The sequence below is a fragment of the Chryseobacterium sp. GVT01B genome, from assembly GCF_019970045.1.
In the GTDB taxonomy this organism is placed as follows: Bacteria; Bacteroidota; Bacteroidia; order Flavobacteriales; family Weeksellaceae; genus Chryseobacterium.
Window position 1 is genome coordinate 71693 of sequence record NZ_JAHXYI010000004.1, and the last position, 23736, is coordinate 95428.

The window sequence follows — 23736 nt, forward strand, 5'->3', positions numbered from 1 at the left end:
AAAAAATATTTCTCCTTACTCCGAAACCCTTACCATTAGGGGGAAATTATATGAAAATATTTTAGCACTTTATTCTTAAATGATAAACTTTAATGAATTTTTGAATACCATATTGAAAAAATTAGTCTAATATTTTTCCATAAAACCTGCTGATGTCAAAATAAAATCCCGGAATTTTATATTTGTCTTTTTCAAATTCCTGATAATCGCATTTTCCATTATGGCTTTGTGCCTTGGTTTCCATTTGGAATCTGTTCAGAAGTACATATTCATCAGTCACAGAAATAACGTGAAATCCTGTCTCACACTTCAATCCGTCACCAGAAGTAAGAATAGCATTTAATAATCCATGGAAATTTCCTGCAATCTTTTCAGCAGTAGCATCATCATTATTTAAGTGATATAAATAAGCAAGATAGTTCATGGCACGCAGATCCAGCGGGTTTTCATCCAGTGCATCCAGAAACAGCTGGATTCCCTTGGAAAGATCTTTTTGTGAAATACCTTCCCCACGATAATATTTGGCCACTTCTTCGGCTTTCTTACCTGTTTTATAGGGTTGATAGTCTTTTTGAAAGGTGTAGCCGAAGTAAAGATGACGGTATTGACTGCTTGTAAGAAGCGTATCATTCTGTTTTAATCTTTTTAAAAGCTTCGGATAATACAATTCCGAGTTTTTATCTTCAATATTTTTTTGAATTAAAGAATAATCAGGCGCCTTAAATTCCATTTTTTGTGCTTGCAGGAAAGTAAGCAGTGTTAAAAAGAATAAAGAGAAAAATGCTTTAATATTCATAGTTTATATAACGTTGTTGTGATTTTTTGATGACTTGAAAATACGGAATATGTATCAATAAGATAAAAGTTTACGCACTGTTTGCAAAAAAAACAATAAAATGTTATCAAAGTGTTATTTTGTGTCGATAAATTTACTAACTTTATTCGGAATTTAAGAGGTTACCCCTGACATTGAAAGGGGTCAATGGAATTTTTAACTAAAAAACTAAAAATATTAATGAGCAGTAGTATCCAAGATGAGTTTAAAGTCTTCAAAGACGAATTGAGAAAGTTGAATATCGAAGTACAGAAAGTTGTAAAAGTAGGAAACGGTAGTATGGATTTCCACGAGGTTTTCTACAAATCACCGAGGTATGAAGAGGTAAAAAGTATATATGTCCAGCGTCATAATCTGGATAGTATGATTGAAAAATTTAAACAGGCCTATCATTAAAAAATAGAACATGCGCCGCAGATCCTCTGCGGCGCTCAGTTTTTTATAAAGTTATAGAAACTAATCTTTATCCAGAGTGGAAGTTTTTTTAGTGTCTTTCATTCCGGCATAAACAATCAGGGAAAATAAAATACATCCGGTAATATACCAGTAGAAATAGCTTTCTGCTCCTGCCTGCTTAAACCACAGGGCAATATATTCTGCAGTTCCTCCGAAAATAGCTACTGTCAGTGCATACGGGAGTCCTACACCCAGCGCCCTGATCTCTGAAGGGAAAAGTTCCGCTTTTACAACAGCATTGATGGAAGTATATCCGCTGACAATGATCAGAGATGCCATAATCAGGAAAAAGGCAGTCCACATTGAAGTAGTTGTACTTAAAGCGGTAAGAAGGGGTACGGTGAATAGTGTTCCCAAAATTCCAAAGCCCAAAAGAAGCGGTCTTCTTCCAATTTTGTCTGATAATGCCCCGAAAACAGGCTGCAGACAGGCAAATATAAATAACGAAATAAATGAAATAAGGGTAGATTGCTCTTTAGTCAGATGAACGGTGTTCACCAGGAATTTTTGCATGTAAGTGGTATAGGTGTAAAACGCAAGAGTTCCTCCTAATGTAAGCCCGATTACTGTAAGCAAGGCTTTAGGATGTTTGAGAAGTTCCGTTACCGTTCCTTTTTTCTTTTCACTAAGTTCTTTTTTATTCTCAAATGCTTCGGTTTCGTGAAGATTGGTTCTTAAATATAAAGCGATAACAGAAAGTAATGCTCCAATAACAAAAGGAATTCTCCAGCCCCATTCTTCAAGCTGAGTCTCTGTTAAAAGCAGTTTCTGTAAGATCAATTGTATTCCCAGTGCAATCAGTTGACCTCCGATCAGAGTGACATACTGAAAGCTCGAATAAAATCCTCTTTTGTCTTCCGATGCCATTTCGCTGAGGTAAGTCGCGGAAACACCGTATTCGCCTCCTACACTCAATCCCTGTAATAATCTGGCGAGCAGTAATAAGGCGGGAGCCAGGATTCCAATGGTTTTATAAGTAGGAGTAAGGGCAATCAGCAGAGATCCGAATGACATGAGTAATACAGAAAGTGTCATTGCCTTTTTTCTCCCGATCTTATCCGCAATACTTCCGAATATCCAGCCTCCAATGGGACGCATCAGAAAGCCTACCGCAAATATTCCCGCTGTATTCATTAGCTGTGCATTCAGGTCAGAATCCGGAAAAAATGAATGTGAAAAATAAATGGCAAAGGCAGCGTAGGCATACCAATCATACCATTCTACAAGATTTCCTATAGATCCGCCTATGATGGCTTTGATTCTTTGACCAGTAGTGATAGTGGATGAATTCATAAAGTATTATTTCAGACAAGTTTTTGACATCCAAGATACAAATTTCAGAAAAAAATAAATCGCTCTGAAAAAGAACGATTTACAAGTATAAGCTGTGTGTGTTTAAAATCTATACCCAATAGAAAGCCCGCTTCTGAATCCTGCCCACGGACCATCCACTTTTATTTTGGCTCCGTTGGCATTGGTTTCTACAGTATATTTCACAAATGGAATGTCAAGGTTTTCAATTTCTTTTTTAAGCTGAGCCTGCATATCAGGAGTCAATACATAATCTGAGGTCATGGTAAAATCACCTTTTCCACTTCCGTAGTGTGCACCCGCAATCCAGAAATCGAGGACAAGATTTTGACTTCGGGTAAGGAAAAATTGTACGCCGACCATCAGGCCTCCGCTGTTTCCATTGGTGTCTCCCTGTCCTTTAAGCGGAATTTGATAAGTAACTCCATTGGGGCCATTATAATCATAATAAAAATCAAAAGTATTGGAAGTAACACTTGAATGCCGATAGTAAGGAGCAAAATAAAATCCTTTTCCATAGCCCTTACCAATATAAAATCTGGGTTCTATGGTGAAATTGGTGGCTTTTACCCTAAGATTCTGAAATCTTTTTTCATCTTCATCTTTCAGAAATGCATTGATGAATGGTACTTTTCCCTCCGGCATTGTTCCAAAACCGATATTTACTGAAAACCATTGGTTGATGGCCCGCTCATAAGAAAGATTAATATTTCTGAAAGCATAAGCTGTGACATTAGTCTTGATGATATTCATCTTTTCTGCCGAACTGTTTTGAATTTCCTGAGCTTCCGATACTGAAAAAAGAAAGCACGGAAGTAATATGAATGCTTTTTTCATGACTTTATATTTTGTGGTGTTAAATAATACCAGCAAAAAACGGGCTGTATTTAACATAATAATTAGATTTAAAGGAAATTATTAATAATCTTTAATCATTAGTAATCGGCAATGTAATATACATCGGAGATTGATTGTCCTAATAGTATAATTCATCTTTTGAAATGAAAAAAACTATTTATACCATATTCTTTCTTTGCGGAGCTTTTGCTTTTGCTCAGGAAAAGAAAAATGATACAGCCGATGTTGCCGCAACAAAAGAGATTCAGGAAGTTATTTTAAAATCACAACGTAAAAAACAGTTTGCGGATAAAGCAGTTTATACTTTTGATAAAGAAGCGTTGGAAAGGGCACGTTATGCAAAAGATCTGCTTCGTACCCTTCCTGAGTTACAGCTGGATCCGATATCCAATACAATTACCAGTACTAAGGGAGGAACTACGCTCTTTTTAATCAATGGAATTGAAGCTACAGATATGCAGATCCGAAGTGTAGCTCCCGGTGAAGTGGTAAAGGTAGAATATTATGATATTCCGCCGGCAAGATGGGCTACAAGAGCTGACACCGTAGTTAATATTCTGACAAGATCCACAGAAACAGGATATGTTTTCGGTGCTGATGTGTCTACGGCTTTGAATACCGGATTTGTGAACGGTTCTGCTTATGCTAATTATACTAAAGGGAAAAATAATTTCGGACTTGAATATTCCCTGAATGTAAGGGATTATGATGACCGAAGAGTAAACAGCATCTATGATTATCAGTTGAACGGAAAGCGGTATCGTTCTGATGAAAACAGGAAAGATCATTTCGGGTATACTTTTCAGAATGTTGCTTTGCGTTATACAAGACTTGTTCCTGACGATTATGCTTTTCAGGCCAAACTGAATATGGATATTTTCAGCAGGTTTTCAAAAGGAGTTGGGCAGAGTGTCTTTAGTGAAGATAATCTGAAGGAAGAACATGCAATGTTTAAAAATAACGGTTCGGATTATGTGATTCCTAAGCTGGATCTTTATTACTCCAAAAAGATTGGCGAAAAAGATGAGCTGAGCATTAATGTTGTAGGATCTCATTACACCACCAATACTTCAGAAACTGCCAGTGAATGGATTGTAGGCTCAGGACTTTCGGTATATGATAATGATATGGTTCTGAAAGCAAAGCAAACAAGTCTGGTAGGAGAGCTTGCCCATACTCATGATTTTAAAGCTGGAAAACTTTCATCCGGATATCGTATTTCAAGGTCTTCCATTTCCAATGATCTGAGTAACCTTGCCGGATATTCTCAATATAGTGTTACTTATCTGGAACAGTATTTTTATACCGAGTTTGCGGGAAAGGTAAATCAATTCAGTTACCGCCTCGGAGCTGGTCTTACGAATATCCACAACAAAAGTGCAGAGAATACTTTTGATGAATGGACTTTTACTCCGAAGGTTATTTTAGCTTACCAGCTTAAAAATAATCAGAATCTTCGATTTACAGCAAGCTATAATCCGGTAAGTCCATGGAGTAATGCTTTGAGTAGTAATGTGGTGCAGTTGGCGCCAAATATTGTCCAGAGAGGAAACCCTTTTTTAGAATCTCAACAGGTCTTTTCTAACAACCTGACGTATTCTTTTAATAATAAATATTTTGATTTCAATGCAGGTTTATTTTATCGGTATACCAATAGGGTGATCAATCAGTATTATGTGCAGGATGACGTATTGGGAGGCTATGCGCTGACTTATGAAAACGGAAAAAATGGACAACGGTACGGAGTGCAGCTTACAGGATCTTATAAACCGTTCGGGAATAGCCTGCTTGTCATTAAAGCTGTGATTACGCCTACTTCTGAGACGGTAAGAACAAGTACAGGGGCTTTGATTAAGAATGATTATCTGGGAAATTACTTTTCACTTTCCTCAGAATATAAATCTTTCTCACTTCAGTATCAGTTCAATATTCCGGTGTATACCCTTAATGGAGCTTTCCTCAATACAAATGAAAATCAGAATAATATTTTTATAAGCTATAAACATAAGAACTGGACGTTTTCCACAGGAATGTACTGGATAGGAATGCCTTCGGAATATAAAACGAAAAGTTTACCTGAAAGCTTAGTAGACTATAAAGTTCATACCCAGATTATGAACAATAAATCCATGTTTGTATTAGGATTGAGCTATGATTTCTCCAAAGGGAAAAAGACCGAAATTCAGCGAAAACTTAATAATGAAACAGCTCCTGCAGCTACTTTTTAAAGGCAAATTTGAATGTTAATAAGAAATCCCCGCTCATTTGTAGGAGCGGGGATTTTGTTTTTATTATTTCTTGATGAATTTCGTGTTCTTTGTATCTGCAGCATTTTTCCCGCTGATCTGAATGAAATAAGATGCAGGAGGAAGATCTGAGATCTGTATGTTTCCTGATTTTACATCTGAAGTTTTAACCAGTTTACCATCCAGACTATAGATGTTGGCTTTGGAATAATTATCCGTATTTCCTTTGAAACCGATAAAATCCTGTGCAGGATTAGGATAAACCACTAAGTTTTCTTTTTTTACTGCATTATTTACGGCCAGGAATGTTTCACTTAATGCAAATGTAGTTTTTACATTCTGGTTGATGCTCAACAATGGAATGCTGATATTTCCGTTTGTAGAATTTAGCAGGGCATATCTGTGAGAAGCATCGTAATAAGAATATGCTGTATTGGTTATTGTTCCGATAGGGTTAGAATAAGTAACATCCAGAGATGAATACAGATTAAAACTCTGTGTGAATTTTACTCTCAGAACATTACTGTAGGTCTGATTACCTATAATTAAAGTTCCATATGCATCAGAAATGGCAGTCATTGTACCACTGAATAACCCGCTGGCAGAAGATGAGGAAAAAGTACCTTTGGCGGTATCAGTCTGTGTTGGTCCGTACGTTGTTGGATAATTAATATGAGTACCGTTATCCACACTAAAGTTTAAAGTTGCCTGTGTATTTACAATTCCTGTAATTTCCAGTTTAGAAGCTGAAGCTTTGTAATAAACGGTTGTTGCTCCGTCTACCATTTTAAGAGTAGAACCCGGGAAAGTTGCTATTTCAGTAGAAGAAGGAGTTGAATAGGTTGTTTGTGACGCGGCTCCCATTGTAAGTCCTCCATTTGAAAATGTTGCGTTAGGTCCTGTTGCGGAGTTGTTTACGGTACCGGTTGCGTTATTGTAATTGATAGCATTTCCGGAAATAGGATCATTGGCTGCTTTTGTAAGCGTGATCTGCGCAGACATCATGGCAGATGCTCCTATTAAAAGGAGTAAAGATTTTTTCATAGTCAGAATTTTTTGTTAAAAATAATTAAAAAATAGTATTCAAATGTTAATTTTATTGTTTTATTATTAAATTTTCAATAAAAACGCCTGCTGATCATATCAGCAGGCGGCTCTGTGCGTTAAAAATTTTTAAGTCTAGTTGCTTATCACCATTTTACGGTAAGCATAAATATCTTCAATCGTCACGACACTCATCCCTTTTTTGATGGCAAAGTCTACAATTTCAGGAAGTCTAGCCATGGAACCGTCTTCATTTGTGAGTTCACAAAGTACGGCATCGTCGCCCAGGTTAGCCATTTTTACAAGGTCTACACTACCTTCGGTATGACCGCGTCTTTCAAAGACGCCATCTTTTCTGGCAATTAGAGGGAAAACATGACCCGGACTTGCAATGTGCTCTGCCTGAGCATTGGATGCTACAGCGGTTTTGATCGTTGTCACACGGTCTTTTGCTGAAACTCCTGATTCCACACCTTCTCTGGCCTCAATGGAAATGGTAAATGCAGTTTGATTTTTTGAATTGTTGTTTTCCACCATCGGACGAAGGTTGAGGTGGCGGCTTTTTTCCTCAGAAATACATAAGCACACAATACCGCTGCACTCGCGGATCAGAAGTGCCATGTCCTGTTCTGTAATAGTGGAAGCGGGAAAGATGATATCACCCTCGTTTTCGCGGTTTTCATCATCTACCAATAGAATACCTTTTCCCTGTTGTAAAGTTGAAAGTGCTTTTTCTACACGTTCTTTGGAGTTTGCTCCGAATTGTTCTAATAATTTTTCCATGTTATTTTACTTTTAAAAGTTAAAATAGTCTTCGGTACATGGAAATGAAATACAACGCAACAAGAGTCCATAAGGAATCTTATTGGTCATCTCATTTTCTTCTCCCATCCAGACTTTAACTGTCGGTTCCGGAATTTCACCAGATCAGTCCCTTCAAAAGAAAGGAGTCGCGGACTGTAACCGCCGGTAGGGAATTTCACCCTGCCCCGAAGAAAACTTATACTAAGTTTTGCTGTATGTTGTAATTTAAATTTTTATTTCATTGAATAGTATTTAACGCACAGACCGCTAATTTCGGGAAGTTTTTTGAAATGGAGAAGAGATTTGTAAGATTTATAATACCATACAAGAGGTATTTATTTTTTAGACTGTTCTCAAGATTTTCTCCATCTTCTTTCCCTTCGCCAGCTCATCAATGAGTTTATCCATATAGCGGATATTTCGCATGAGTTTATCCTCAATTTCTTCTACGCGATATCCACAAATTACCCCTTTAATCAATGAAGTATTAGGATTCATTTGAGGAGCCTGATCAAAAAAAGTAATAAAATCATTTCTTTTCTCAATCTGTTCCTGTAAGCCCTTTTCATCATAACCTGTCAGCCAGCAGATGATTTCATGAACCTCTGATTTTGTACGTCCCTTTTTTTCTGCTTTTTGAATATAATGTGGATACACACTGGCAAAAGCCGTTGTGAAAATTTTGGTATTCTGCATGACTTTATTTTTATTAATTAATATTTAGATGGAGGTTTTTATTACCATTTCCAGATCTGAGGCTCATCTTTCCAGATCAGCAGTCTGAACTCTTCATAATGTTTCCCATTGCCGATGGTGTGGGTATCTCTGTGTCCTTTTTCTAGTTTTAATTTGTGTAAAATACCTGAGTGTGCTGCTACCCAAAGGGTTTCTTCATCATCAGAAAATGCTATTCCTGTAATGGTAGAACCGAGAAAGTATCTCCAAAGCTGATTTCCATTCTTATCAAAAGCTTTGATATAGCCGTAAGCGTCTCCCAGAATATAATAATCTTTTATAGCAACTCCTTCGTATACTCTCATTTCTTCATCAATGAAAGTAAAGTCTTCACTTTCTGTATATGCTTCAATATCAGCTCCTACATATTGATCGGCATTGATTCCGATGGTAATTCCGTTGTAAAAGTGGCAGGAATTTGTAATCAGCTGGCTGTCATCTTTTGCAAAAAGACAAAAATGTGGATAAGATGATTGAGGTCCTATAGATCCTAAAGTATTACCCTCATGATCTAATATTCTGTGATCATAGCACTGATCTCCTACTACGATATAAGAATTGTCGTTGGAAAGTGCTGCATTTTCCATATCAATCTGAGAGCTCCAGTCTTCTTCATTATCTTCATTGATGGGGTGGATGAGCTTTTTTTCAGTATTTGAAACCAGGAAAATTCCGTCTGAGGAAACAATCACAACTTTGCTTCCATCATTGAAAGGGTATAAATCCGTAATCCCAAAATCTGGATTTTCATCCAGTTCAAATTCATTGATGAGGTCTCCATTCCAGCCTTTGTATAAAGATATTTTATGAGAATATACAATGGCGAAAATGTTTTCCCGTTTGGATTTCCCGATGGCTCGAATATTTTCATCAAGTGGTGTGACGGTATCTTTATCAAGGAGATAAGCCTGTCTTTTTTCATATGATGTGCCTGTCAGGAAAACAATTCTTTCCTCAGAAATAAAGTGCATATGCTCAATATTCTGAGCTTTATTTTCCATTAAAGGAATGATAGGTGCATGAGCAGGCGGGAAATGTTCTCTGAAATTTTCTGTATCTCCGTTTTTATTGGCGGCTTTAAGCAGTTCAAAAACTTCGCGGGCTATATTGGCTCTTTTATCTTCAGGTTCTTCACCTTTCCAGTTTTCCCAGCCATTTTTTTCACCAAACTCAACCATTTCATTGATGTCTTTTGCATAGCGTTCTCCTTCTGAGAACCATTCTTTTTGGATTGTAGTGTTGTACATTGAATTTTTTTATGTTAAAATTTTATTGAAAAATGAGGTTATATTCCTTACCAACTAACTTACAAAAAATCTAATAATCAGGTTTGATAAAACAATTCTGGTTATTGGAGAAATTCGTTTTGTGGATAGCTTCTGGTACTAAAATAATGCCTGCGAACAATAAGATCAAAAAATGTGGATAAGTTATCCACAGAACTTATCCACATGATTTTTTATTTCTGAAATTTTTAAAAAAAATAATATTAATTTAAATCATTTATTTTCAAAATGTTAGGCTGTTTGTTTTCCTGGATAAAAAACTTATCCATACTTTATCCACAGCTGTAATTAGGATGTTGAAAAGTTATCCACAAATATTTAAAAGTGTGGATAACCGATTTTATTCATGTAACTATTTTAAAATCAATTATTTTTGAAATAGTTCTTTACTCTTTTGAAATTTCATGTCAGACTTATCCACAAAATGGATGGCATTATTGCTTATCCTTATAAATATTCCAGAAGTTGAAATCCGTCATAGGAGCATCCGTTATTCCGATATTTCGTCCCATTGTTACGATTTGCCCTCTGTGATAAGTCCCGTGGAGAATGGCATGCTGAATGTATTCATATTTTGAAAAATCACACTGAAACCATTGAGATTCTATTTTTACATTTTTTGTAAGGTCATCTTCAGAGAGACTCTCCACATAATCTACCAGCTTTTGTGAATTGTTTTTAATCGCATTGAAAACATCTTCTTTGTCTGTGGTTTCTGTAGTTTTAGTAAAATCAAAATCATTTTTTTCAGAAATGTGGCTCCACCAGTATTCCTGAGTCTGCCAGATATGGTGTAAGGTTTTTAGGATAGTCGGAAAACTTGAAATTGTTTCCTGATTCAGTTGTTCGTCAGACTTTGTGGATAACCAGTCAATATATTTGTTGACTACCCAATTGTTGTACTGTACGCTTTTGTTGACTAATGCTTTTAAGCTCATAATATTAGTATTTAGTTGGTGTAATAAGAAAATTATAATCCGAAATGTCTGTCTTTATCTATATTTTCGGGATTAATGAGTGCTTTGTTGCTGTATGTTGCGGCTTCAAAATCATTGATATTTACAGAAAGAAATGAAACATCAGTGAGTAATTTAGAAAGTCTGGTGCTGATCTGCCTGGAAAGATGTGCTTTTTGTTCAGTAGTACGGCCTCCCATAATATATCCGAAGACATGCAGAAAATTTTTTTTGCCTGTTCCTAATCTGTAATACTGATAAGGCTGAAGCCTCACTTTGATATCATTGGGAGCAAACAGACCTGTTGCGTCAGCTGTTTCATAAACGGCATCCATTAATTCTTCGGGCGTTCTCAACTGAAGAATATCCTGTGAACAATCTATAATAAAATGAGGCATAGATTATATTTTGCGGTTTGATTTTGTGTGAGATAAAAATAATAAAAAATATCAATGGATATTTAAAATAAAAACCGCCCTATTTTTAGAGCGGTTGAAAAATATGTATTTTTTACTATGTAAATGCCGATTTTTATTGAACTGTTTTTTTGATGCTGAACTGTGGTTTTACAGTATTGGTCATATCGAGAACAATATCATAAGCACCTTCTTCATTGATTGGAAAATCATAGGCATCAAAGGCGATGCTTTTATTGTCATTATTCAACCCGAGGCTGTATCCCCAGTCATTATTCAATCTGAATTTTAAATTGCCTTTATTCAGTTTATAGTTTTTAAGAAAATAAATATTAGGGGTTTCAGGATTTGTCTGCAGTGGAATATCTTTTCCATCCCAGCCGTTAGGAGTAGCATTTCCGATAATTCCCCATGTAGGATTATTGGTATTTCTCTTTGCTGTTTTCACAGTTCCATCCCAAAAATGAATGACAACACTATCTATTTTCCCGTTTTGATCAGGTTTAAATGTACAGGTAAATTTTTCATCCAGTTGAAATGATGTTTTGCTTAATGGCAGCAAGGCATTTCTAGGATAACTGCCTTCTTTAAAAATCAGTTTCCCATCAGCACTGTTTATATAAAAGTTTGAATTTTCAGTGGAATAAACCCCATCCAGTTTTTTTAAATCCTCTGTACTCACTTTTGCAATTGTTGGAATAGTATAAGGTTTATTGTAAAGTATTTTTTCTACCAGAGGAAAAATAAAATCTGTGTGTGAAAGCTCTGAATTTGAAATGACAATCACACAAATATCGTCCTCCAGAATTCTGTAATACCTGCTTCTGTAGCCAGGCCCGCCACCATCATGGCCTATCCTTTTTTTGTCAAAAACAGTCGAAATCTGAAAACCTAATCCATAATGATCTTTAAGATAAGGAGTAAAAGCTCTATCTATCGTTTCTTTTTTCAGGATGGTATAATTCTTTAGTGCTTCATTGAACTTAAAAAGATCTTCAACGGTAGAATACATGGCTCCTGCACCAAAAGGATGATCGGTTTTGAAACGTAATGCTTCGTTTGACCTATTATCGGATAAAAACTCATACCCCAACGCTTTATTTTCATCTGTAACGTTATTGAAGTTGAATCCACTGTGATTCATTTTCAATGGCTTTAGTATATTATTTTCTATCACTGTATCATAATTCAGACCTGTCACTTTTTTAATGATATAGCCGAGAATATAATATCCTGAATTGGAGTAATCCCAATCTTTACCAGGTGAAAAATTCAATGGTTTTGCGGAAATATACTTTAAAAATGTTTCTTCATCTATAGTATACTCAGAGTTTGTGTCATTGGGAATTCCTGATGTATGCGAAAGCAGGTTGGCTATAGTGATGCTGTCTCCTTTCGGAAAGTCAGGATAATATTTTGAAAGTTTGTCATTCAAAGATAATTTTCCCTGCTCTTCTAACTGAAAAAGAACGGTTGCAGTGAACATTTTTGTGGTAGAGAAAACACGATAAAGGCTGTTATTGGTGTTTTTAAGTTTTTTAGGGGCATTTCTATAACCGTAACTTTTTTCAAAAATAACTTTTCCTCTTTCGGCAATGAGAACAGAACCGCTGAACAAACCGGCTTTTTCATATGTGGAGAATAATTGTTCCAGTTTTTCTGATTTCTGAGAAAAAAGTGGACTGGCTGCAAGCAATATTATAATGCAGGTTAAAATAGACTTCATTGATTTTTTTAAATAAGACACTTTTAAGTGTGATAATATTACATGGCCAACGAACTATATTATGCAAAAAATTAAAAATTTATTTAATATTTTCAGTAGTTACAGATTCAAAAGGAATTTGTTGATCTTCGATAAGTTTATTTTTAAATTTTTCAGCGTAGGTATGAGCAAATTTTTCTTTTTCACTTTTTGAAATCCGAAAATAAAAATCCATTTTCTTCTCCTGTGCATCATAGTCTATATCATCATTTATATTGCCCCCAGGTCTCTCAACAATATCTAAATAATGAACATAATGCCCGAACTCGTGAGGCAAAGTTCTGTAAAGTTGAGTATTTCTAGCTGTTTCAGGTATGAGTTCTGCAATAAAGTTTCTTTTTGTTTCAGTGAAAATATGTCCATCTGCTTTTAATCTTTCGAATTCCTGCTGATCTTCAATTGTTTGCTTTTTAGACCATAATAATTGCTTTTCTGTGTCAATTGCATCCAGGATAATGGCTGGATAATAGTCGCCTTCGAAATCATAGCTGTAAATCAATCTTCCCCAAACGGGTGAAAGAATTTCTTCTTTTCGTTTTGGCTGCCGTAGAATAATAAACTTTAATTCTCCATAATCTTTGACCGGAATTTGTTCTATAATTCTTTGAATATCATTTACTGAACAAGGATGGGTTGAGTTTTTACGAGTTTTTTCAATCACAAATATAAATTCATGATTGTTGATGATTCGGATCTCTTTTTGGTAATCAGTAAGTTTTTCATAAAACGATTTCAAATTACCGTAAGGTGAAGAAATAGTCAATTTATTATCCTGACCATAACCTTGATTTTTAGTTCCAATATTTTTATTTCTACGTGTTGGATTATACATTTTAATACCAAATTCTTTTTAATTCACCTGCAATTTCATCCGCTTTATCTTTGGTGAGCCAGTCTACAATTCTTGTTTCGGTTTCTTTTTGTATGAGAATAACGGAATAGGTTGAACCACTTATTGAAAAATGGTAGCGGACTCCCAATTGATGTCTTTCTATTTTAAAATCTTTCGTTTCAAAACGGTCTGTTTCTTTTTTCAGATAGGTTTTGGGACTTGTGAATAATTTGTTTTTATATTCTATGGTCAAAGTTTCGGGATCAATGGTAAGAACTGTTTTTCCAAAATTATTCCACAACCAGATATAGAGAAAGAAAATAAAAAGGCAGATTATAATTGCAGTTATAGAAGATAAACTGGTGAGTGCAAAAAAATCATCATACTGCAGGAGCCCAAGAATGATGATGATAAACCCCATCAAAGACAAAAAAATTAAGCCAATACTTGTGATAAAAGCAGTTAGCCAATTGGTTTTGTTTTTTATTTCAATAATCGTTGGTCTGTCTGATTGATTACTGTGGAGGTTTTCTTTCATACAACTTTGTTTTTTCAAGACCGAAATTATTTATCTCCATAAGTGAATCTTCTTCCCAGTCCGGAAGATAGTTGTAAAGTTGATCGGTAAGCTTTACGATTCCAGGTGTCACACTATAATCGAATTCATAGCTTTTTCTATCGGTAATAATTTCCAGCCCGGATTGTTTTCTTTCACTGAATGGAGATGGAATACGGAAAGAATATATTGAAATAATTTCATCCCATTGTATAAACTCTGTTGTATTTTTTTGTTTAAAGTAAAATCCGTCGTTTGTGTATTGAAAAATTCCGTCATCATTATGCAGCCTGTCCATTTCTTTTTCAACAGAATCATAATCCTCTTTTTCAACAGGAGAATAAAGTTTTGCTACCGAAAATATGATCACAACAAAACACAGAAAAATAACAGCAAATGTAATTTTTTTATCGTCAAAAATAGGATAGTTGTAAAGGGTCAGGATTAAGATAAGACAAGTGGCCGCAATTATTTTTTTCATGGTTACAGATGGGGTAGTTTTATTTTTTGCTCTTTAGCTGAAAAACATTTCCTTCAGGATCGGTTCCGTCACAGAGCCAGAAAGGGTAGTTTTCAAAAGTTTTGATCTCTCTCATCTGGATATTTTTTGAGACCAGTACATTTCTTGCAGATTCTATGTCAATGTCAATTTCAAAAACGAGTTTGGTATTGTTGTCGAAGAGATATCCCGCTTCAATGTTTTCAAGATATTGATCTCCGATTTTATGGAGTCCGATATGAACACCTCCGGCATCAAGCAAAACCCAGATTGGATCTTCCTCAATCACTTTCAGATTAAAATGTTCCACATAAAAGTTCCTTAGCAGTTGAACATTTTTTACATAGAGAATAATAGTTCCAAGCTGAGCATTCATGTCTTGACTGTTTTAAGGCTAAGCCTCGTAAATAAGTTGCACTACTCCTGATCTGAAAACATTGGTTTTGACCAGTTTTAGATTTAATCTTTCCTTTAAATCTTCAAAAAGAGGTTTCCCTTTTCCTAAAGCAATCGGATGAACAGATATTCTGTAGGTATCAATAAGATTGTGCTGAATGAATGTTTTGATAAGGCTCGCTCCTCCATATAGCCAGATATCTTTTCCGTCCTGATTTTTTATTTCTGAAACTTTTTCCACAATATCAGAACTGATAAAAACGGCATTTTCATCTTCTCTGTTTTGACTGGAAAACACAAATTTATTTTTTGAATGAACAGCTTTCCAAAGTTTTTGTTCTTCCGGGCCTGCATTTTCTTCCGGCTGATAATTTCCCCATGCATCATAGCTTACTCTTCCGTAGAAAATAGTGTCTATCCCTGCCAGAAATCCATCAAAATCCATATCATCATCCATGATACACCAATCTGTTTCTCCATTGGGGCCTTCAATAAATCCATCTAAAGTAGTGGCCAGGTCTAATATTACTTTTTTCATTTTTATTTATTAGTGATTTTCAGAACAAATATATTGCTTTCTATTCTTCACAGAATGATAACAAATTCTGTAGTGTCAAATTTAAGGTTTACTTTGAGAAGTTCCATCAAATCTTTTCCGCCAATAATCACAGCTGAAGTTTCATCTAATGGATTTGAATAAGGCCCGTAATCGTAAAAAATAGAATCTTTATTTTTTGTGATAATAATTCCTGCATTACTATTATAGGTATCTAGTTTCAATTGGTTCCAATCTTTAGGAGCCTGAAAGCTAAAGCTGCGAAAATCCATTGATTTTGTTTTTGAGAATTTTTGGAACAGCTCAATAGAGTAAAATTATACTAAAGTATAGACCGTATTTTTTCAATGCTAATGCTTTTTATGATTATATCCAGATCTACATATAAATGTTAGAGAATTTTAGAATGGGAAGTCATTTTTAAGAATAAAAAACCGTTCTGAAAAACAGAACGGTATGGAAATTTATCTGAACATTTGTTATTTACAGATCAAACAGTCATCGCCTCTTTCAATTGTATTGCACCAGGTAGCTTTTCTGACAATATATGACATGGGATTAACTTCATTTCTGACCTTTTCTAACTGTGATTCTGCTTCAGTTTTTGAAAAATATCCCATCAGAACCGTCCTGTATGAACCACCTTTTTTTATAATAGTTGAATTGTGATTGATCTTAATAGCTTTGTCAAGGTTGATATTGGCCCCGCCTATATCATTGTTACCTGCTGCGATAATAAACCATTCTGCATTGTTGCTTGATAAAGGGGTTTCAAATAATTCTACTTTTCTTTTGTTTTCATCAATTTGTTTTATTTGTTTGGGAGTTAAGTTACCTTTGAGAGTGTCCTGTTTTAAATTACTACTTGCTTCTACATAGTCATCATATTCCTTTTTAATGGTATCATAGTAATTGGTCCATGATTTTTTCATTTCACCGCTTGGGGCCACTATGGAAAGGTATTTTGCAAGCTGAAGTCTTACCAATGGTTTTTCTTCATTTTTAACATCGTTTACGTACTTATCAAAATATTGAAGTTCTTTAATATCCTGATCCCTCTCTTTAAAGAGATCCGTTACAATTAAAGTGACAGTACTGATAGCAAGAGTTATGATCACCCATTTAAAGTAGTTTAAAAAGTTCTCAAGCTTATCAGGGGCCAGAGTTCCTTTTTTTATCAGATAATACACTATAAAAATAGACAGTAAACCTATCACAATAAAGAAAAGATACAGATAGAATGAAACGGTTCCGGTGTTTGATAACATGGTATGAGTTTTTATGGTTAGTAAATTTTCTGATTATGTTTTGTTTCAAACATTCAATAATCAAAGTTACCAAGCATAAGTGTACCTGTCAATAACCCTTTTGTGGTAGATTATATAAAAACCATTCTGGTTTTCAGAATGGTTTTTGATGAACTTGTTTTCAGTTCTTTATTTTTTTGATAACTGTTGATTCTCCATTTAAATTAAAGGCTCCCCATTCAAATCAGTAGTAAGTACTTCACTCATATAATCAAAAAAGGGACGCATAGCCAATAAGGTGAGAAGGGCTTCTTTCTGGAAGTTATCTGACAAAACCTCCTTATCAGTAAATTTCCGCATCACCAGGAATTGCTTCTTCCTGATTAAATCTATAGCTGGATGATTTTTATCAAAACCTCGCGGGGCTGTTTTTACAGATTCACCTTTTAGTTCACCAAAATATTTAATAAAGGTTTTATCTGAAGTAATCTTTTCGATTTCTGTGCTGCTGATTTCAAATTCTTTACGGATACGGAGTAAATCCTTTGCCTCCGGACCCCAGAATCCACCTCCCACAAAACTGTTGCCGGGTTCCAGCTGAATATAATATCCACCTCTCAACATTGGTTTTGAACGGGAATATCCAGCTCCGAAATTGGTTTTGTACGGCGTTTGATCTTTTGAAAAACGAACGTCTTTATAAATTCTGAAAATATGGATTCCTTTCAGATTATCATATTCCTGAAGTTCATTATAAATCTGATTAAAAAAAACTTTGTTTTCTTTTGTAATGGCTTCGTATTCAGATTTGTGTTTGGCAAACCATTCCCGATTGTTATTTTCTTTTAAATGAGTGAGAAATTCAAATGCTTTTTTCATATTCAGATCAGGATTTTTCTTCGTTGATATATTCTTTATAGTCTTCTTCTAATTTGTCAATCTCTTTAATTAAGAAGTCATAAATATTTCCTTCAAATACTTCGTAATCTTCCTTGTCATATTTGTCGTACTCAATTTTTATGATTCCGTTATCGGTATACGCTCTGTACAGATTTCCACTGCGTTTGAAAAATAATTGTCCCAAAGGTTTTTCCCGATATTCAAGAGCTTCATCGTGCTTTTCCTCAAAACCCATCCATGAAGGCATCTCTGCATCCTGAGAAAGACCATATACAAAAAAGCCGTATCCGAATTTCCACGCAGGAAGAACGTCAAACTCCTGTGGCCGCGGCCATATTTCTTCTTTAACCTCAAAAATCAGGGAACCAAATGTGGTCAAAAAGTCTTTAATATCTTCACTGAATATAAAACCTGTGCTTTCCTCATACTGTGTAATCTGTTCTTCGGTTGCCGGATTTGCCACAGAGCCCATCACGAAAAAGTTATCATTTAACTTCTTTTTTCTGTCCCAGAATTCTTCTTGTGTTGCCATATTTTGTTTGGTTTTTATGCCGTCATCATTGATCAGACCGTTATTGAAACAAATATAGTGGAAAGTTGGAGGGATAAAAAATGGAGGAAGGAAAATGATGTGGTTTGGGAAATGGAACTGTTGTCATTAGTATCTTCTTTGTGATGCTTTCCTATTTTGGATTAGTTGTTTTTATTAAGTGACTTATTCTTGTGCCCATTGCAGTTCAATATATTTTGTACAATCGTTTTTCATATCATCATATCCATCGAGTAAAATTGCCGAACCTCCATTTTTCGCGACTTCTTTTACTATTTTATAAGTTTCTTGGGCTCCATCGGGTCCTAGTCCAACTAAGTCAAAAATAATATTATTTGTATTTGAAAGGGTAGTATACAATGATAAGAGATTTCTCGGGCTGCCTGTAAGTGTATTGACTTTTATTTTTTTATTAATCCATTCCGTCTCATAAATTTTTTCGGAATAAGGACTAGCAGGATTTGCATTTTTCTTTAAATATTCTCCCACCGTCATAGGATAAAAAATGTCTCTAAACTTTGATTCTCTGAAATGTTCAACAAAAGTCATTTTTTTATGGATGATAACATTTTCATGGGGTATCTTACCACAAAATAGATCTTTAAGAAACATTTCCGTTTCATGAAAGCGTGGTCCGTTGAAAAGATTTATAATAATAATTTCCCCTTCATTGAGTATAAATGGAGGAACGTAAAATTGATCTGTTTTAATTCCTTTGTTTTCGATGATCATTTGGTTATTTTTATTTCAACTTTTCAGGGGTCAGATCGTTTTCAATCAGGTAATTACCTATCATTCTCAAAAATTTATTAAACTGCTTTAGACTCTGTAGAGTTGGGCATCAGCCGTTTTTATTTCCAATTTCTACTATTCACAATTCCATTTGCAACTTGGTGTACCTCTTCAATTATCTCATTTTCTGTTGGATAAGTAGCAATCCGAATGATTTCATTTTTGATAATAGGACTTTGAGTGATAGGACCAAAAATAGTGATAATCCAATATTTCCATACTTCATCATCGTTGCTTTTTAAAATTGAAAGTAACTCTGTTGTAATTTTATCATTAATACTTTCTAAATATTCTGAAACAGGTTTTGCAACCGGCCAGTTCATATCTTGCAGCCATTCAAGTAAATTCGGAATAATTTCTTTGAGTTCTTCGTAGGAATAGTTTGTTAGTTTTTCAGCTGTAGACAAATCACCTTTATTTTTTGGAATTAAATCTCTAATATTTTCCATCATTTTAGCTGTTTTTTATTTGAATTTGCCTGCTTGTCAACCTGTTTTAGTTATTGCTTTTGTTTATCATAAGGAATTCCGTCTTTTGCTCCACACAAAAATATACCAAAATCGGTTTCAATTTCTTCTTCACAATCTGCATTTTTTGAATTGTCCAGAATGAGTTCAAGTTCAGAAATTCTTGGTTTAATTTTTTCAATATTATTTTTTTTCGTAGCATATCCAGGGCCTGAAGCACCAAAAAAGCTAAAAAGACAATATCTGTTTGCTTATCCCTGATCAAATAATTAAACCCTTCAAACATGATGTTTTCCGGTTTACCAAAATGAGTATACAGTCTGGATAAAAAATCTCCATAGGGTGCAGACTCATTTCTTATTTTTCCAAAATCAACTAATTCCAATGTTTTCAGATCCGTTTCTTTGAGTTCTGATTTGCTTATTTTGACGAATTCAGAAGTGTTTTTTACATCCATTTTTTGTGCATTACCATTGATAAAAAGTAATAGAATTATAATTGATAAATATTTCATTTTTATAATAAAGCTTTTCTAATTTTTACTTTGCAGACATTCAGTCAGAGTACTTTGTGAAGTGATGTATTCGTTGATGTTTGTGGCTTACTATTATCTGAAAATTTTAATCTGCTGCAGAACCCCTTTCTCATTTTTAAAACTAAAAATGTAGTTCCCAGGCCGTACTCTGGATAGATCTATCGTTTTATTATAATAGGCAAAGCCCCTGCTGACCACCTCTCCATCCGTGGAGTAAACCGCATATTCAAACTGATTGCTGTTATTTTTATTGCTGATGATAAAACCATCTTTGGATGCATTGGTATAGACTTTTGTTTCCAATATTCGGTTCTCATTGGTTGTATTTGCGAGTACGTTTTCGCTAATATCTGCTACCTGTATGCTTTTAATAGCTGATTTGGTTACAGACGTTGTACTTCCACCGATGATATATAGTTTATCGTTGTATACTTCCGCGGTAGCATGTCTTCTGGGAATCATATTGGATGATAACTGATGGAACTTATTGGTTGTCGTATCAAAATAGGCCAGAAAAGTCTGATTATTATACCCTCCTGCAATAAAAATCTTATTACCGGATACTGCTAATGAATGTCCGGATATCCCGGCGGGCATCGTAAACTGATCGGTCCAGCGATCAGTATTGAGGTCGTAAACATTGATCAGTCGGGATGAAGTACCGTTGAAACCACCAATGACATACAGCTTATCATTCACAATTTTGCCCCTTGTTTCTCTGGCTGTAGGCATATCGGGTAACGGATGCCATGTATCTGAAGCAATATCATAATATTGGAACCTATTAGAAAATTTAGTGGTTGCAGCACCGTTTAGTCCGCTGCCACCAAACACATATATTTTGCCGTTATAGATGGCAGAACCTGCATTTCCTGTGTAGGAACGATTAACTGCTCCCTTCGTTATTTTATTGGTTTCAAGATCTACAATTTCAAGATGGCTATTTCCCCAGCCGTTAAAAATGTAAATTTTATTATTGTAAGTCTCCGAGTTAGCAAATTTTTTGGAAAGCAGAGAAGAATTGAAAACACTCCATTTGTTGTCAGTAATATTATATTTTTCAATATAGTTTGCATTACCGCTGTTTTCCTGATACCCATTACTTACATATATATTATCATCCACAATTACACTAGTTATGGCGCCTCTGCCTGCAGACATATTGGCGAGATTTTTAAAATTAAGCGTTTGTGCCTGGGTGAGTAATGAGCACAAAAATGAAAGGAATAATAATTTTGTTTTCAATGGTAATAAGATTTAGTGTTTGTTTTTAATGATTCTTTGTTCTAACTTTAGGATTCAATCCTATCAATACTTTTATTAAATCATAAGAATATACTTCTGTATCTCTGGATTCAGATATTGTGATTTTGCTTTTTAATTCCTCGTAATTTGAATAGTCAAAACTTGAAATTCTTTCAATAATTTTGTTTTCCTTCACAAGAAACAATGCGTTATATTTCCTATGCTTCGCAAGTTCCTGCTTTTCAAAGAAATATTCTAGATCGTTGAAATTGTATTTTTTAGAGTTAAATATTTTTTGAAATGTAATATCTTCTTTAGTGATTATAATCTTCGTATGAATTTTATAAAAGAAAGTCCATATAAAAAATAAAACACCTGATAGAAAAGCTGCTTTTAATATGAGCATTATACTAAAGGCACTTGTTAGTCCTTTCAAATTAGAGTAAATAACTAGTGAAAAAACTACAGATAATATAAAAGTTAAGAAATGAATAATTAAAAATGATTCAAAATTTATTTTCGATTTTACCATGTTATTTTTACTCAATTGAATTTTGCTAAGTTAAAATATTAAAGTGAGATCATTTTAAAGGACTAAAATTATTTTACCAGTGTAAAGCCGGAAGACTTTACAAAGCTGAAGTATCCATTTTTTGCGCATTACCATTTATAAAAAATAATAATTGATAAATATTTCATTATTTATGTAATTGAACTTTCCTAAATTTTATTTCCCAGCCAGAAGGTTTTGTGATGAGAGGTTATTGTAGGTGTATTTATTTCGTATAATCCCCTGCAACAATAGATTTTTCCATGGAGCCTATAATCTCAGAAACGGGAACGGTAAATATCCCGGCATCTCCTTTATCGAATTCTCTTTTCCAGTAAGAATATCCGTCCATTTCAAGGGAATCCGGTTTTTTATCGGTCTCATTTTTCAGAGTGGTAACACTTTTGTCTAAAGCTTCTTCTGATATGGGAATATGTGTGAATTTGTCTGCAATGCCTGTGGTACTACTGGTATCTTTAATATTCAAACCACTGATGGAAATATGAATCACTTTTCCGGTTTCAGGATATTCTTCAATTTTTAAGATTTTAAGAATGGAGCTTTTTTCCGTAGGGCGGGTTTTGTAATTCCATTCCTGGCCGGCGCGGTATTGGTCTTTTTTTGTACAACTGGAAAACAGTAACAATATTCCTACGATTAAAGTATAGAGTTTCATGAAGGAAGGTTATTAGTTTTGTTTTTATTTCAAATAAGTTTGTTCAAGAAGCTCCACTGATTCCGTTTCAGTTAATGGATTCTTCTTATCTGTATTATTTGTTAAATTGAATGAGATTAGATTGTTGTTTCTAACGGCATACAGCAAATAGGAAGTCTTGTCCTTACTAACATCCTGAGATTTATCTTTTAGGATAATTTTCCAGATGATATAATTTTTTTCTTCGTTTCGCTTTACTTCGGAAACTTCAGCTTTCACTCCGGTTGAAGAGGTCCAGTAATCATATTCCCATTTGTAATATGCATTCAGCAATTCTTTTTCTGTTAACCCTTCTTTATAAAACTCAAATTTTTCAGGTTTTCTTACTGAAATCAGCAAACTTATTTTTTCGTCTTTATTGCTTAGGTGAAATTGTCCGGATTGTTTCAGTTGATTTTTATATTCCCATTTTCCGGGAACTTCAAATAACTCTCCATTGATTTGAAAAGGAGTCTTCTTTTGTGCAAAAGAAGAGGTTGAAACTAAAAAAAGAATGAAGATTGAAAAAGGTTTAATGTTTAATTTCATTTGGGTATAAGTTTCTTGAATGATAGTTATTTTATTTATTGTTATCTATGATTTTGAGCATAAGTTCATTATTTCTCTTTTTGGCTTCTTCTATTGAATTGGAGTTCTGATAAAACTTATTGTAACTAGAAAAAAATAAACGGTTCTGCACAATAAACATATTTCCAATGGTAATCATATTTTTGGAGGTATTTTTCTTTTTGATGGTTACTAATGTAACATATTGCATGGAATTTTTAGATAATGAATAGTTTTCTATTAGTATCGGTTTCTCAAAAACATTGTTTTCATTTATATTTTCCAGCCTTTTTTTTAATGTCTCCCACTTATCAGAATTTAAATAATTTTCGAGGTAATTTTTATTTACTTCAGTAAAATAGGAAATATCCACATCTTTATTTTCATTATGATTGGTAACATAGATCTGGAAAAAATCATCGAATTGATCTTCCCATAAAACTTGTAAATTTTTGTATAGTTTTTTATTTACATAGTAAGCAACAAAAGTATTTCCTGGAAAGTTCTTACTTTGTATGTAATCTTTGGATTCTATATTATTAATTATATTATACATTCCTTCAATTTTTGGAATACATAAGTTTGCTTTTCCAAATTGGAAAGTATTTTCGCAACTTTTATTTCCGGAATTTATATTA

At 34.2% G+C, this 23736-nt stretch carries 29 protein-coding genes and 1 riboswitch; of the genes, 2 read left to right on the forward strand and 27 right to left on the reverse strand.

The features are described from left to right. Positions 1–121: 121 nt before the first annotated feature. Positions 122–796 carry a DUF4919 domain-containing protein gene (locus tag LC457_RS10265; RefSeq protein WP_223599749.1) on the reverse strand — a complete coding sequence of 225 codons (675 nt, stop codon included), beginning with the start codon at positions 794–796 and terminating at the stop codon, positions 122–124. 219 nt (positions 797–1015) lie between these two features. Here LC457_RS10265 and LC457_RS10270 point away from each other — a divergent pair, with 219 nt between their 5' ends. Then, positions 1016–1231 carry a hypothetical protein gene (locus LC457_RS10270; protein ID WP_034696179.1) on the forward strand — a complete coding sequence of 72 codons (216 nt, stop codon included), beginning with the start codon at positions 1016–1018 and terminating at the stop codon, positions 1229–1231. Between the two features lie 60 nt (positions 1232–1291). On the opposite strand, the gene LC457_RS10275 is transcribed toward LC457_RS10270, so the two are convergent. Then, positions 1292–2584 (reverse strand): MFS transporter, encoded by a 1293-nt coding sequence (locus tag LC457_RS10275; protein WP_223599750.1) that lies wholly within the window; start codon positions 2582–2584, stop codon positions 1292–1294. Positions 2585–2686: 102 nt separating this feature from the next. Further along, positions 2687–3439 carry a DUF3575 domain-containing protein gene (locus LC457_RS10280; RefSeq protein ID WP_223599751.1) on the reverse strand — a complete coding sequence of 251 codons (753 nt, stop codon included), beginning with the start codon at positions 3437–3439 and terminating at the stop codon, positions 2687–2689. 164 nt (positions 3440–3603) lie between these two features. Here LC457_RS10280 and LC457_RS10285 point away from each other — a divergent pair, with 164 nt between their 5' ends. Further along, positions 3604–5688 carry an outer membrane beta-barrel protein gene (locus LC457_RS10285; RefSeq protein ID WP_223599752.1) on the forward strand — a complete coding sequence of 695 codons (2085 nt, stop codon included), beginning with the start codon at positions 3604–3606 and terminating at the stop codon, positions 5686–5688. A 63-nt stretch (positions 5689–5751) separates the two neighbouring features. Here the strand turns inward: LC457_RS10285 and LC457_RS10290 are convergent, their stop codons facing one another. From LC457_RS10290 to LC457_RS10405, 24 genes are all read right to left on the reverse strand, one after another. Then, positions 5752–6750, reverse strand: a complete 999-nt coding sequence (locus tag LC457_RS10290) for a T9SS type A sorting domain-containing protein (RefSeq protein ID WP_223599753.1) — start codon at positions 6748–6750, stop codon at positions 5752–5754. Between the two features lie 135 nt (positions 6751–6885). Next, positions 6886–7533, reverse strand: a complete 648-nt coding sequence (gene ribB / locus LC457_RS10295) for a 3,4-dihydroxy-2-butanone-4-phosphate synthase (RefSeq protein WP_223599754.1) — start codon at positions 7531–7533, stop codon at positions 6886–6888. Positions 7534–7625: 92 nt separating this feature from the next. After that, a riboswitch (FMN riboswitch) is annotated at positions 7626–7751 on the reverse strand. A gap of 145 nt (positions 7752–7896) precedes the next feature. Next, positions 7897–8250 (reverse strand): DUF2200 domain-containing protein, encoded by a 354-nt coding sequence (locus tag LC457_RS10300; protein ID WP_223599755.1) that lies wholly within the window; start codon positions 8248–8250, stop codon positions 7897–7899. Positions 8251–8291: 41 nt separating this feature from the next. After that, entirely contained in the window at positions 8292–9536 is a 1245-nt protein-coding gene (locus LC457_RS10305; protein WP_223599756.1) for a hypothetical protein, read from the reverse strand. A 473-nt stretch (positions 9537–10009) separates the two neighbouring features. Continuing rightward, positions 10010–10513, reverse strand: a complete 504-nt coding sequence (locus LC457_RS10310; protein ID WP_223599757.1) for a DinB family protein — start codon at positions 10511–10513, stop codon at positions 10010–10012. 32 nt (positions 10514–10545) lie between these two features. After that, positions 10546–10929 (reverse strand): 5-carboxymethyl-2-hydroxymuconate Delta-isomerase, encoded by a 384-nt coding sequence (locus LC457_RS10315; protein WP_223599758.1) that lies wholly within the window; start codon positions 10927–10929, stop codon positions 10546–10548. 133 nt (positions 10930–11062) lie between these two features. Continuing rightward, a complete protein-coding gene (locus LC457_RS10320; RefSeq protein ID WP_223599759.1) occupies positions 11063–12673 on the reverse strand; it encodes a serine hydrolase in 1611 nt (536 codons plus the stop codon). 79 nt (positions 12674–12752) lie between these two features. After that, entirely contained in the window at positions 12753–13544 is a 792-nt protein-coding gene (locus LC457_RS10325) for a hypothetical protein (RefSeq protein WP_223599760.1), read from the reverse strand. Between the two features lies 1 nt (position 13545). Then, positions 13546–14082 carry a hypothetical protein gene (locus tag LC457_RS10330; RefSeq protein WP_223599761.1) on the reverse strand — a complete coding sequence of 179 codons (537 nt, stop codon included), beginning with the start codon at positions 14080–14082 and terminating at the stop codon, positions 13546–13548. After that, positions 14060–14581 carry a hypothetical protein gene (locus LC457_RS10335; protein ID WP_223599762.1) on the reverse strand — a complete coding sequence of 174 codons (522 nt, stop codon included), beginning with the start codon at positions 14579–14581 and terminating at the stop codon, positions 14060–14062. Before LC457_RS10335 ends, LC457_RS10330 begins: the two co-directional genes overlap by 23 nt. A gap of 19 nt (positions 14582–14600) precedes the next feature. Beyond that, positions 14601–14975 (reverse strand): VOC family protein, encoded by a 375-nt coding sequence (locus LC457_RS10340; RefSeq protein WP_223599763.1) that lies wholly within the window; start codon positions 14973–14975, stop codon positions 14601–14603. Between the two features lie 18 nt (positions 14976–14993). Then, positions 14994–15533 (reverse strand): dihydrofolate reductase family protein, encoded by a 540-nt coding sequence (locus LC457_RS10345; RefSeq protein ID WP_223599764.1) that lies wholly within the window; start codon positions 15531–15533, stop codon positions 14994–14996. Between the two features lie 47 nt (positions 15534–15580). After that, the gene (locus LC457_RS10350) at positions 15581–15823 is read right to left on the reverse strand and encodes a hypothetical protein (protein ID WP_223599765.1); all 243 of its coding nucleotides are present in this window, start codon (positions 15821–15823) and stop codon (positions 15581–15583) included. A gap of 207 nt (positions 15824–16030) precedes the next feature. Continuing rightward, a complete protein-coding gene (locus LC457_RS10355; RefSeq protein ID WP_223599766.1) occupies positions 16031–16819 on the reverse strand; it encodes a hypothetical protein in 789 nt (262 codons plus the stop codon). Between the two features lie 198 nt (positions 16820–17017). Beyond that, positions 17018–17677, reverse strand: a complete 660-nt coding sequence (locus tag LC457_RS10360; protein ID WP_223599767.1) for a DUF2461 domain-containing protein — start codon at positions 17675–17677, stop codon at positions 17018–17020. Positions 17678–17684: 7 nt separating this feature from the next. Next, the gene (locus LC457_RS10365; protein ID WP_223599768.1) at positions 17685–18230 is read right to left on the reverse strand and encodes a hypothetical protein; all 546 of its coding nucleotides are present in this window, start codon (positions 18228–18230) and stop codon (positions 17685–17687) included. A 183-nt stretch (positions 18231–18413) separates the two neighbouring features. Next, complete coding sequence (locus tag LC457_RS10370) at positions 18414–18980, reverse strand: hypothetical protein (protein WP_223599769.1); 567 nt, start codon at positions 18978–18980, stop codon at positions 18414–18416. Positions 18981–19099: 119 nt separating this feature from the next. Beyond that, positions 19100–19492 carry a DUF5071 domain-containing protein gene (locus tag LC457_RS10375; protein WP_223599770.1) on the reverse strand — a complete coding sequence of 131 codons (393 nt, stop codon included), beginning with the start codon at positions 19490–19492 and terminating at the stop codon, positions 19100–19102. A gap of 43 nt (positions 19493–19535) precedes the next feature. Further along, entirely contained in the window at positions 19536–20021 is a 486-nt protein-coding gene (locus tag LC457_RS10380) for a hypothetical protein (protein WP_223599771.1), read from the reverse strand. Positions 20022–20114: 93 nt separating this feature from the next. Continuing rightward, positions 20115–21287, reverse strand: coding sequence for a T9SS C-terminal target domain-containing protein (locus LC457_RS10385; RefSeq protein WP_223599772.1), 1173 nt, complete (start codon positions 21285–21287; stop codon positions 20115–20117). Positions 21288–21312: 25 nt separating this feature from the next. Next, positions 21313–21819 carry a hypothetical protein gene (locus tag LC457_RS10390; protein WP_223599773.1) on the reverse strand — a complete coding sequence of 169 codons (507 nt, stop codon included), beginning with the start codon at positions 21817–21819 and terminating at the stop codon, positions 21313–21315. Positions 21820–22063: 244 nt separating this feature from the next. After that, complete coding sequence (locus LC457_RS10395; RefSeq protein WP_223599774.1) at positions 22064–22513, reverse strand: hypothetical protein; 450 nt, start codon at positions 22511–22513, stop codon at positions 22064–22066. Positions 22514–22537: 24 nt separating this feature from the next. Next, positions 22538–23080 (reverse strand): hypothetical protein, encoded by a 543-nt coding sequence (locus tag LC457_RS10400; RefSeq protein WP_223599775.1) that lies wholly within the window; start codon positions 23078–23080, stop codon positions 22538–22540. 31 nt (positions 23081–23111) lie between these two features. Beyond that, on the reverse strand, positions 23112–23654 hold the full coding sequence (locus LC457_RS10405; protein WP_223599776.1) for a hypothetical protein: 543 nt from the start codon (positions 23652–23654) through the stop codon (positions 23112–23114). Between the last annotated feature and the right edge of the window lie 82 nt (positions 23655–23736).

What these genes read in the sequence shown, in the direction of transcription:
- LC457_RS10320 (WP_223599759.1), bottom strand. Translation starts at nt 12,673, where the DNA reads ATGAAGTCTATTTTAACCTGCATTATAATATTGCTTGCAGCCAGTCCA.
- LC457_RS10305 (WP_223599756.1), bottom strand. Translation starts at nt 9,536, where the DNA reads ATGTACAACACTACAATCCAAAAAGAATGGTTCTCAGAAGGAGAACGC.
- LC457_RS10285 (WP_223599752.1), top strand. Translation starts at nt 3,604, where the DNA reads ATGAAAAAAACTATTTATACCATATTCTTTCTTTGCGGAGCTTTTGCT.
- LC457_RS10275 (WP_223599750.1), bottom strand. Translation starts at nt 2,584, where the DNA reads ATGAATTCATCCACTATCACTACTGGTCAAAGAATCAAAGCCATCATA.
- LC457_RS10345 (WP_223599764.1), bottom strand. Translation starts at nt 15,533, where the DNA reads ATGAAAAAAGTAATATTAGACCTGGCCACTACTTTAGATGGATTTATT.
- LC457_RS10280 (WP_223599751.1), bottom strand. Translation starts at nt 3,439, where the DNA reads ATGAAAAAAGCATTCATATTACTTCCGTGCTTTCTTTTTTCAGTATCG.
- LC457_RS10265 (WP_223599749.1), bottom strand. Translation starts at nt 796, where the DNA reads ATGAATATTAAAGCATTTTTCTCTTTATTCTTTTTAACACTGCTTACT.
- LC457_RS10365 (WP_223599768.1), bottom strand. Translation starts at nt 18,230, where the DNA reads ATGGCAACACAAGAAGAATTCTGGGACAGAAAAAAGAAGTTAAATGAT.
- LC457_RS10315 (WP_223599758.1), bottom strand. Translation starts at nt 10,929, where the DNA reads ATGCCTCATTTTATTATAGATTGTTCACAGGATATTCTTCAGTTGAGA.
- LC457_RS10330 (WP_223599761.1), bottom strand. Translation starts at nt 14,082, where the DNA reads ATGAAAGAAAACCTCCACAGTAATCAATCAGACAGACCAACGATTATT.
- LC457_RS10340 (WP_223599763.1), bottom strand. Translation starts at nt 14,975, where the DNA reads ATGAATGCTCAGCTTGGAACTATTATTCTCTATGTAAAAAATGTTCAA.
- LC457_RS10360 (WP_223599767.1), bottom strand. Translation starts at nt 17,677, where the DNA reads ATGAAAAAAGCATTTGAATTTCTCACTCATTTAAAAGAAAATAACAAT.
- LC457_RS10405 (WP_223599776.1), bottom strand. Translation starts at nt 23,654, where the DNA reads ATGTATAATATAATTAATAATATAGAATCCAAAGATTACATACAAAGT.
- LC457_RS10270 (WP_034696179.1), top strand. Translation starts at nt 1,016, where the DNA reads ATGAGCAGTAGTATCCAAGATGAGTTTAAAGTCTTCAAAGACGAATTG.
- LC457_RS10395 (WP_223599774.1), bottom strand. Translation starts at nt 22,513, where the DNA reads ATGAAACTCTATACTTTAATCGTAGGAATATTGTTACTGTTTTCCAGT.
- LC457_RS10400 (WP_223599775.1), bottom strand. Translation starts at nt 23,080, where the DNA reads ATGAAATTAAACATTAAACCTTTTTCAATCTTCATTCTTTTTTTAGTT.
- LC457_RS10325 (WP_223599760.1), bottom strand. Translation starts at nt 13,544, where the DNA reads ATGTATAATCCAACACGTAGAAATAAAAATATTGGAACTAAAAATCAA.
- LC457_RS10290 (WP_223599753.1), bottom strand. Translation starts at nt 6,750, where the DNA reads ATGAAAAAATCTTTACTCCTTTTAATAGGAGCATCTGCCATGATGTCT.
- LC457_RS10375 (WP_223599770.1), bottom strand. Translation starts at nt 19,492, where the DNA reads ATGATGGAAAATATTAGAGATTTAATTCCAAAAAATAAAGGTGATTTG.
- LC457_RS10380 (WP_223599771.1), bottom strand. Translation starts at nt 20,021, where the DNA reads ATGAAATATTTATCAATTATAATTCTATTACTTTTTATCAATGGTAAT.
- LC457_RS10335 (WP_223599762.1), bottom strand. Translation starts at nt 14,581, where the DNA reads ATGAAAAAAATAATTGCGGCCACTTGTCTTATCTTAATCCTGACCCTT.
- LC457_RS10310 (WP_223599757.1), bottom strand. Translation starts at nt 10,513, where the DNA reads ATGAGCTTAAAAGCATTAGTCAACAAAAGCGTACAGTACAACAATTGG.
- LC457_RS10390 (WP_223599773.1), bottom strand. Translation starts at nt 21,819, where the DNA reads ATGGTAAAATCGAAAATAAATTTTGAATCATTTTTAATTATTCATTTC.
- LC457_RS10350 (WP_223599765.1), bottom strand. Translation starts at nt 15,823, where the DNA reads ATGGATTTTCGCAGCTTTAGCTTTCAGGCTCCTAAAGATTGGAACCAA.
- LC457_RS10370 (WP_223599769.1), bottom strand. Translation starts at nt 18,980, where the DNA reads ATGATCATCGAAAACAAAGGAATTAAAACAGATCAATTTTACGTTCCT.
- ribB (WP_223599754.1), bottom strand. Translation starts at nt 7,533, where the DNA reads ATGGAAAAATTATTAGAACAATTCGGAGCAAACTCCAAAGAACGTGTA.
- LC457_RS10300 (WP_223599755.1), bottom strand. Translation starts at nt 8,250, where the DNA reads ATGCAGAATACCAAAATTTTCACAACGGCTTTTGCCAGTGTGTATCCA.
- LC457_RS10355 (WP_223599766.1), bottom strand. Translation starts at nt 16,819, where the DNA reads ATGTTATCAAACACCGGAACCGTTTCATTCTATCTGTATCTTTTCTTT.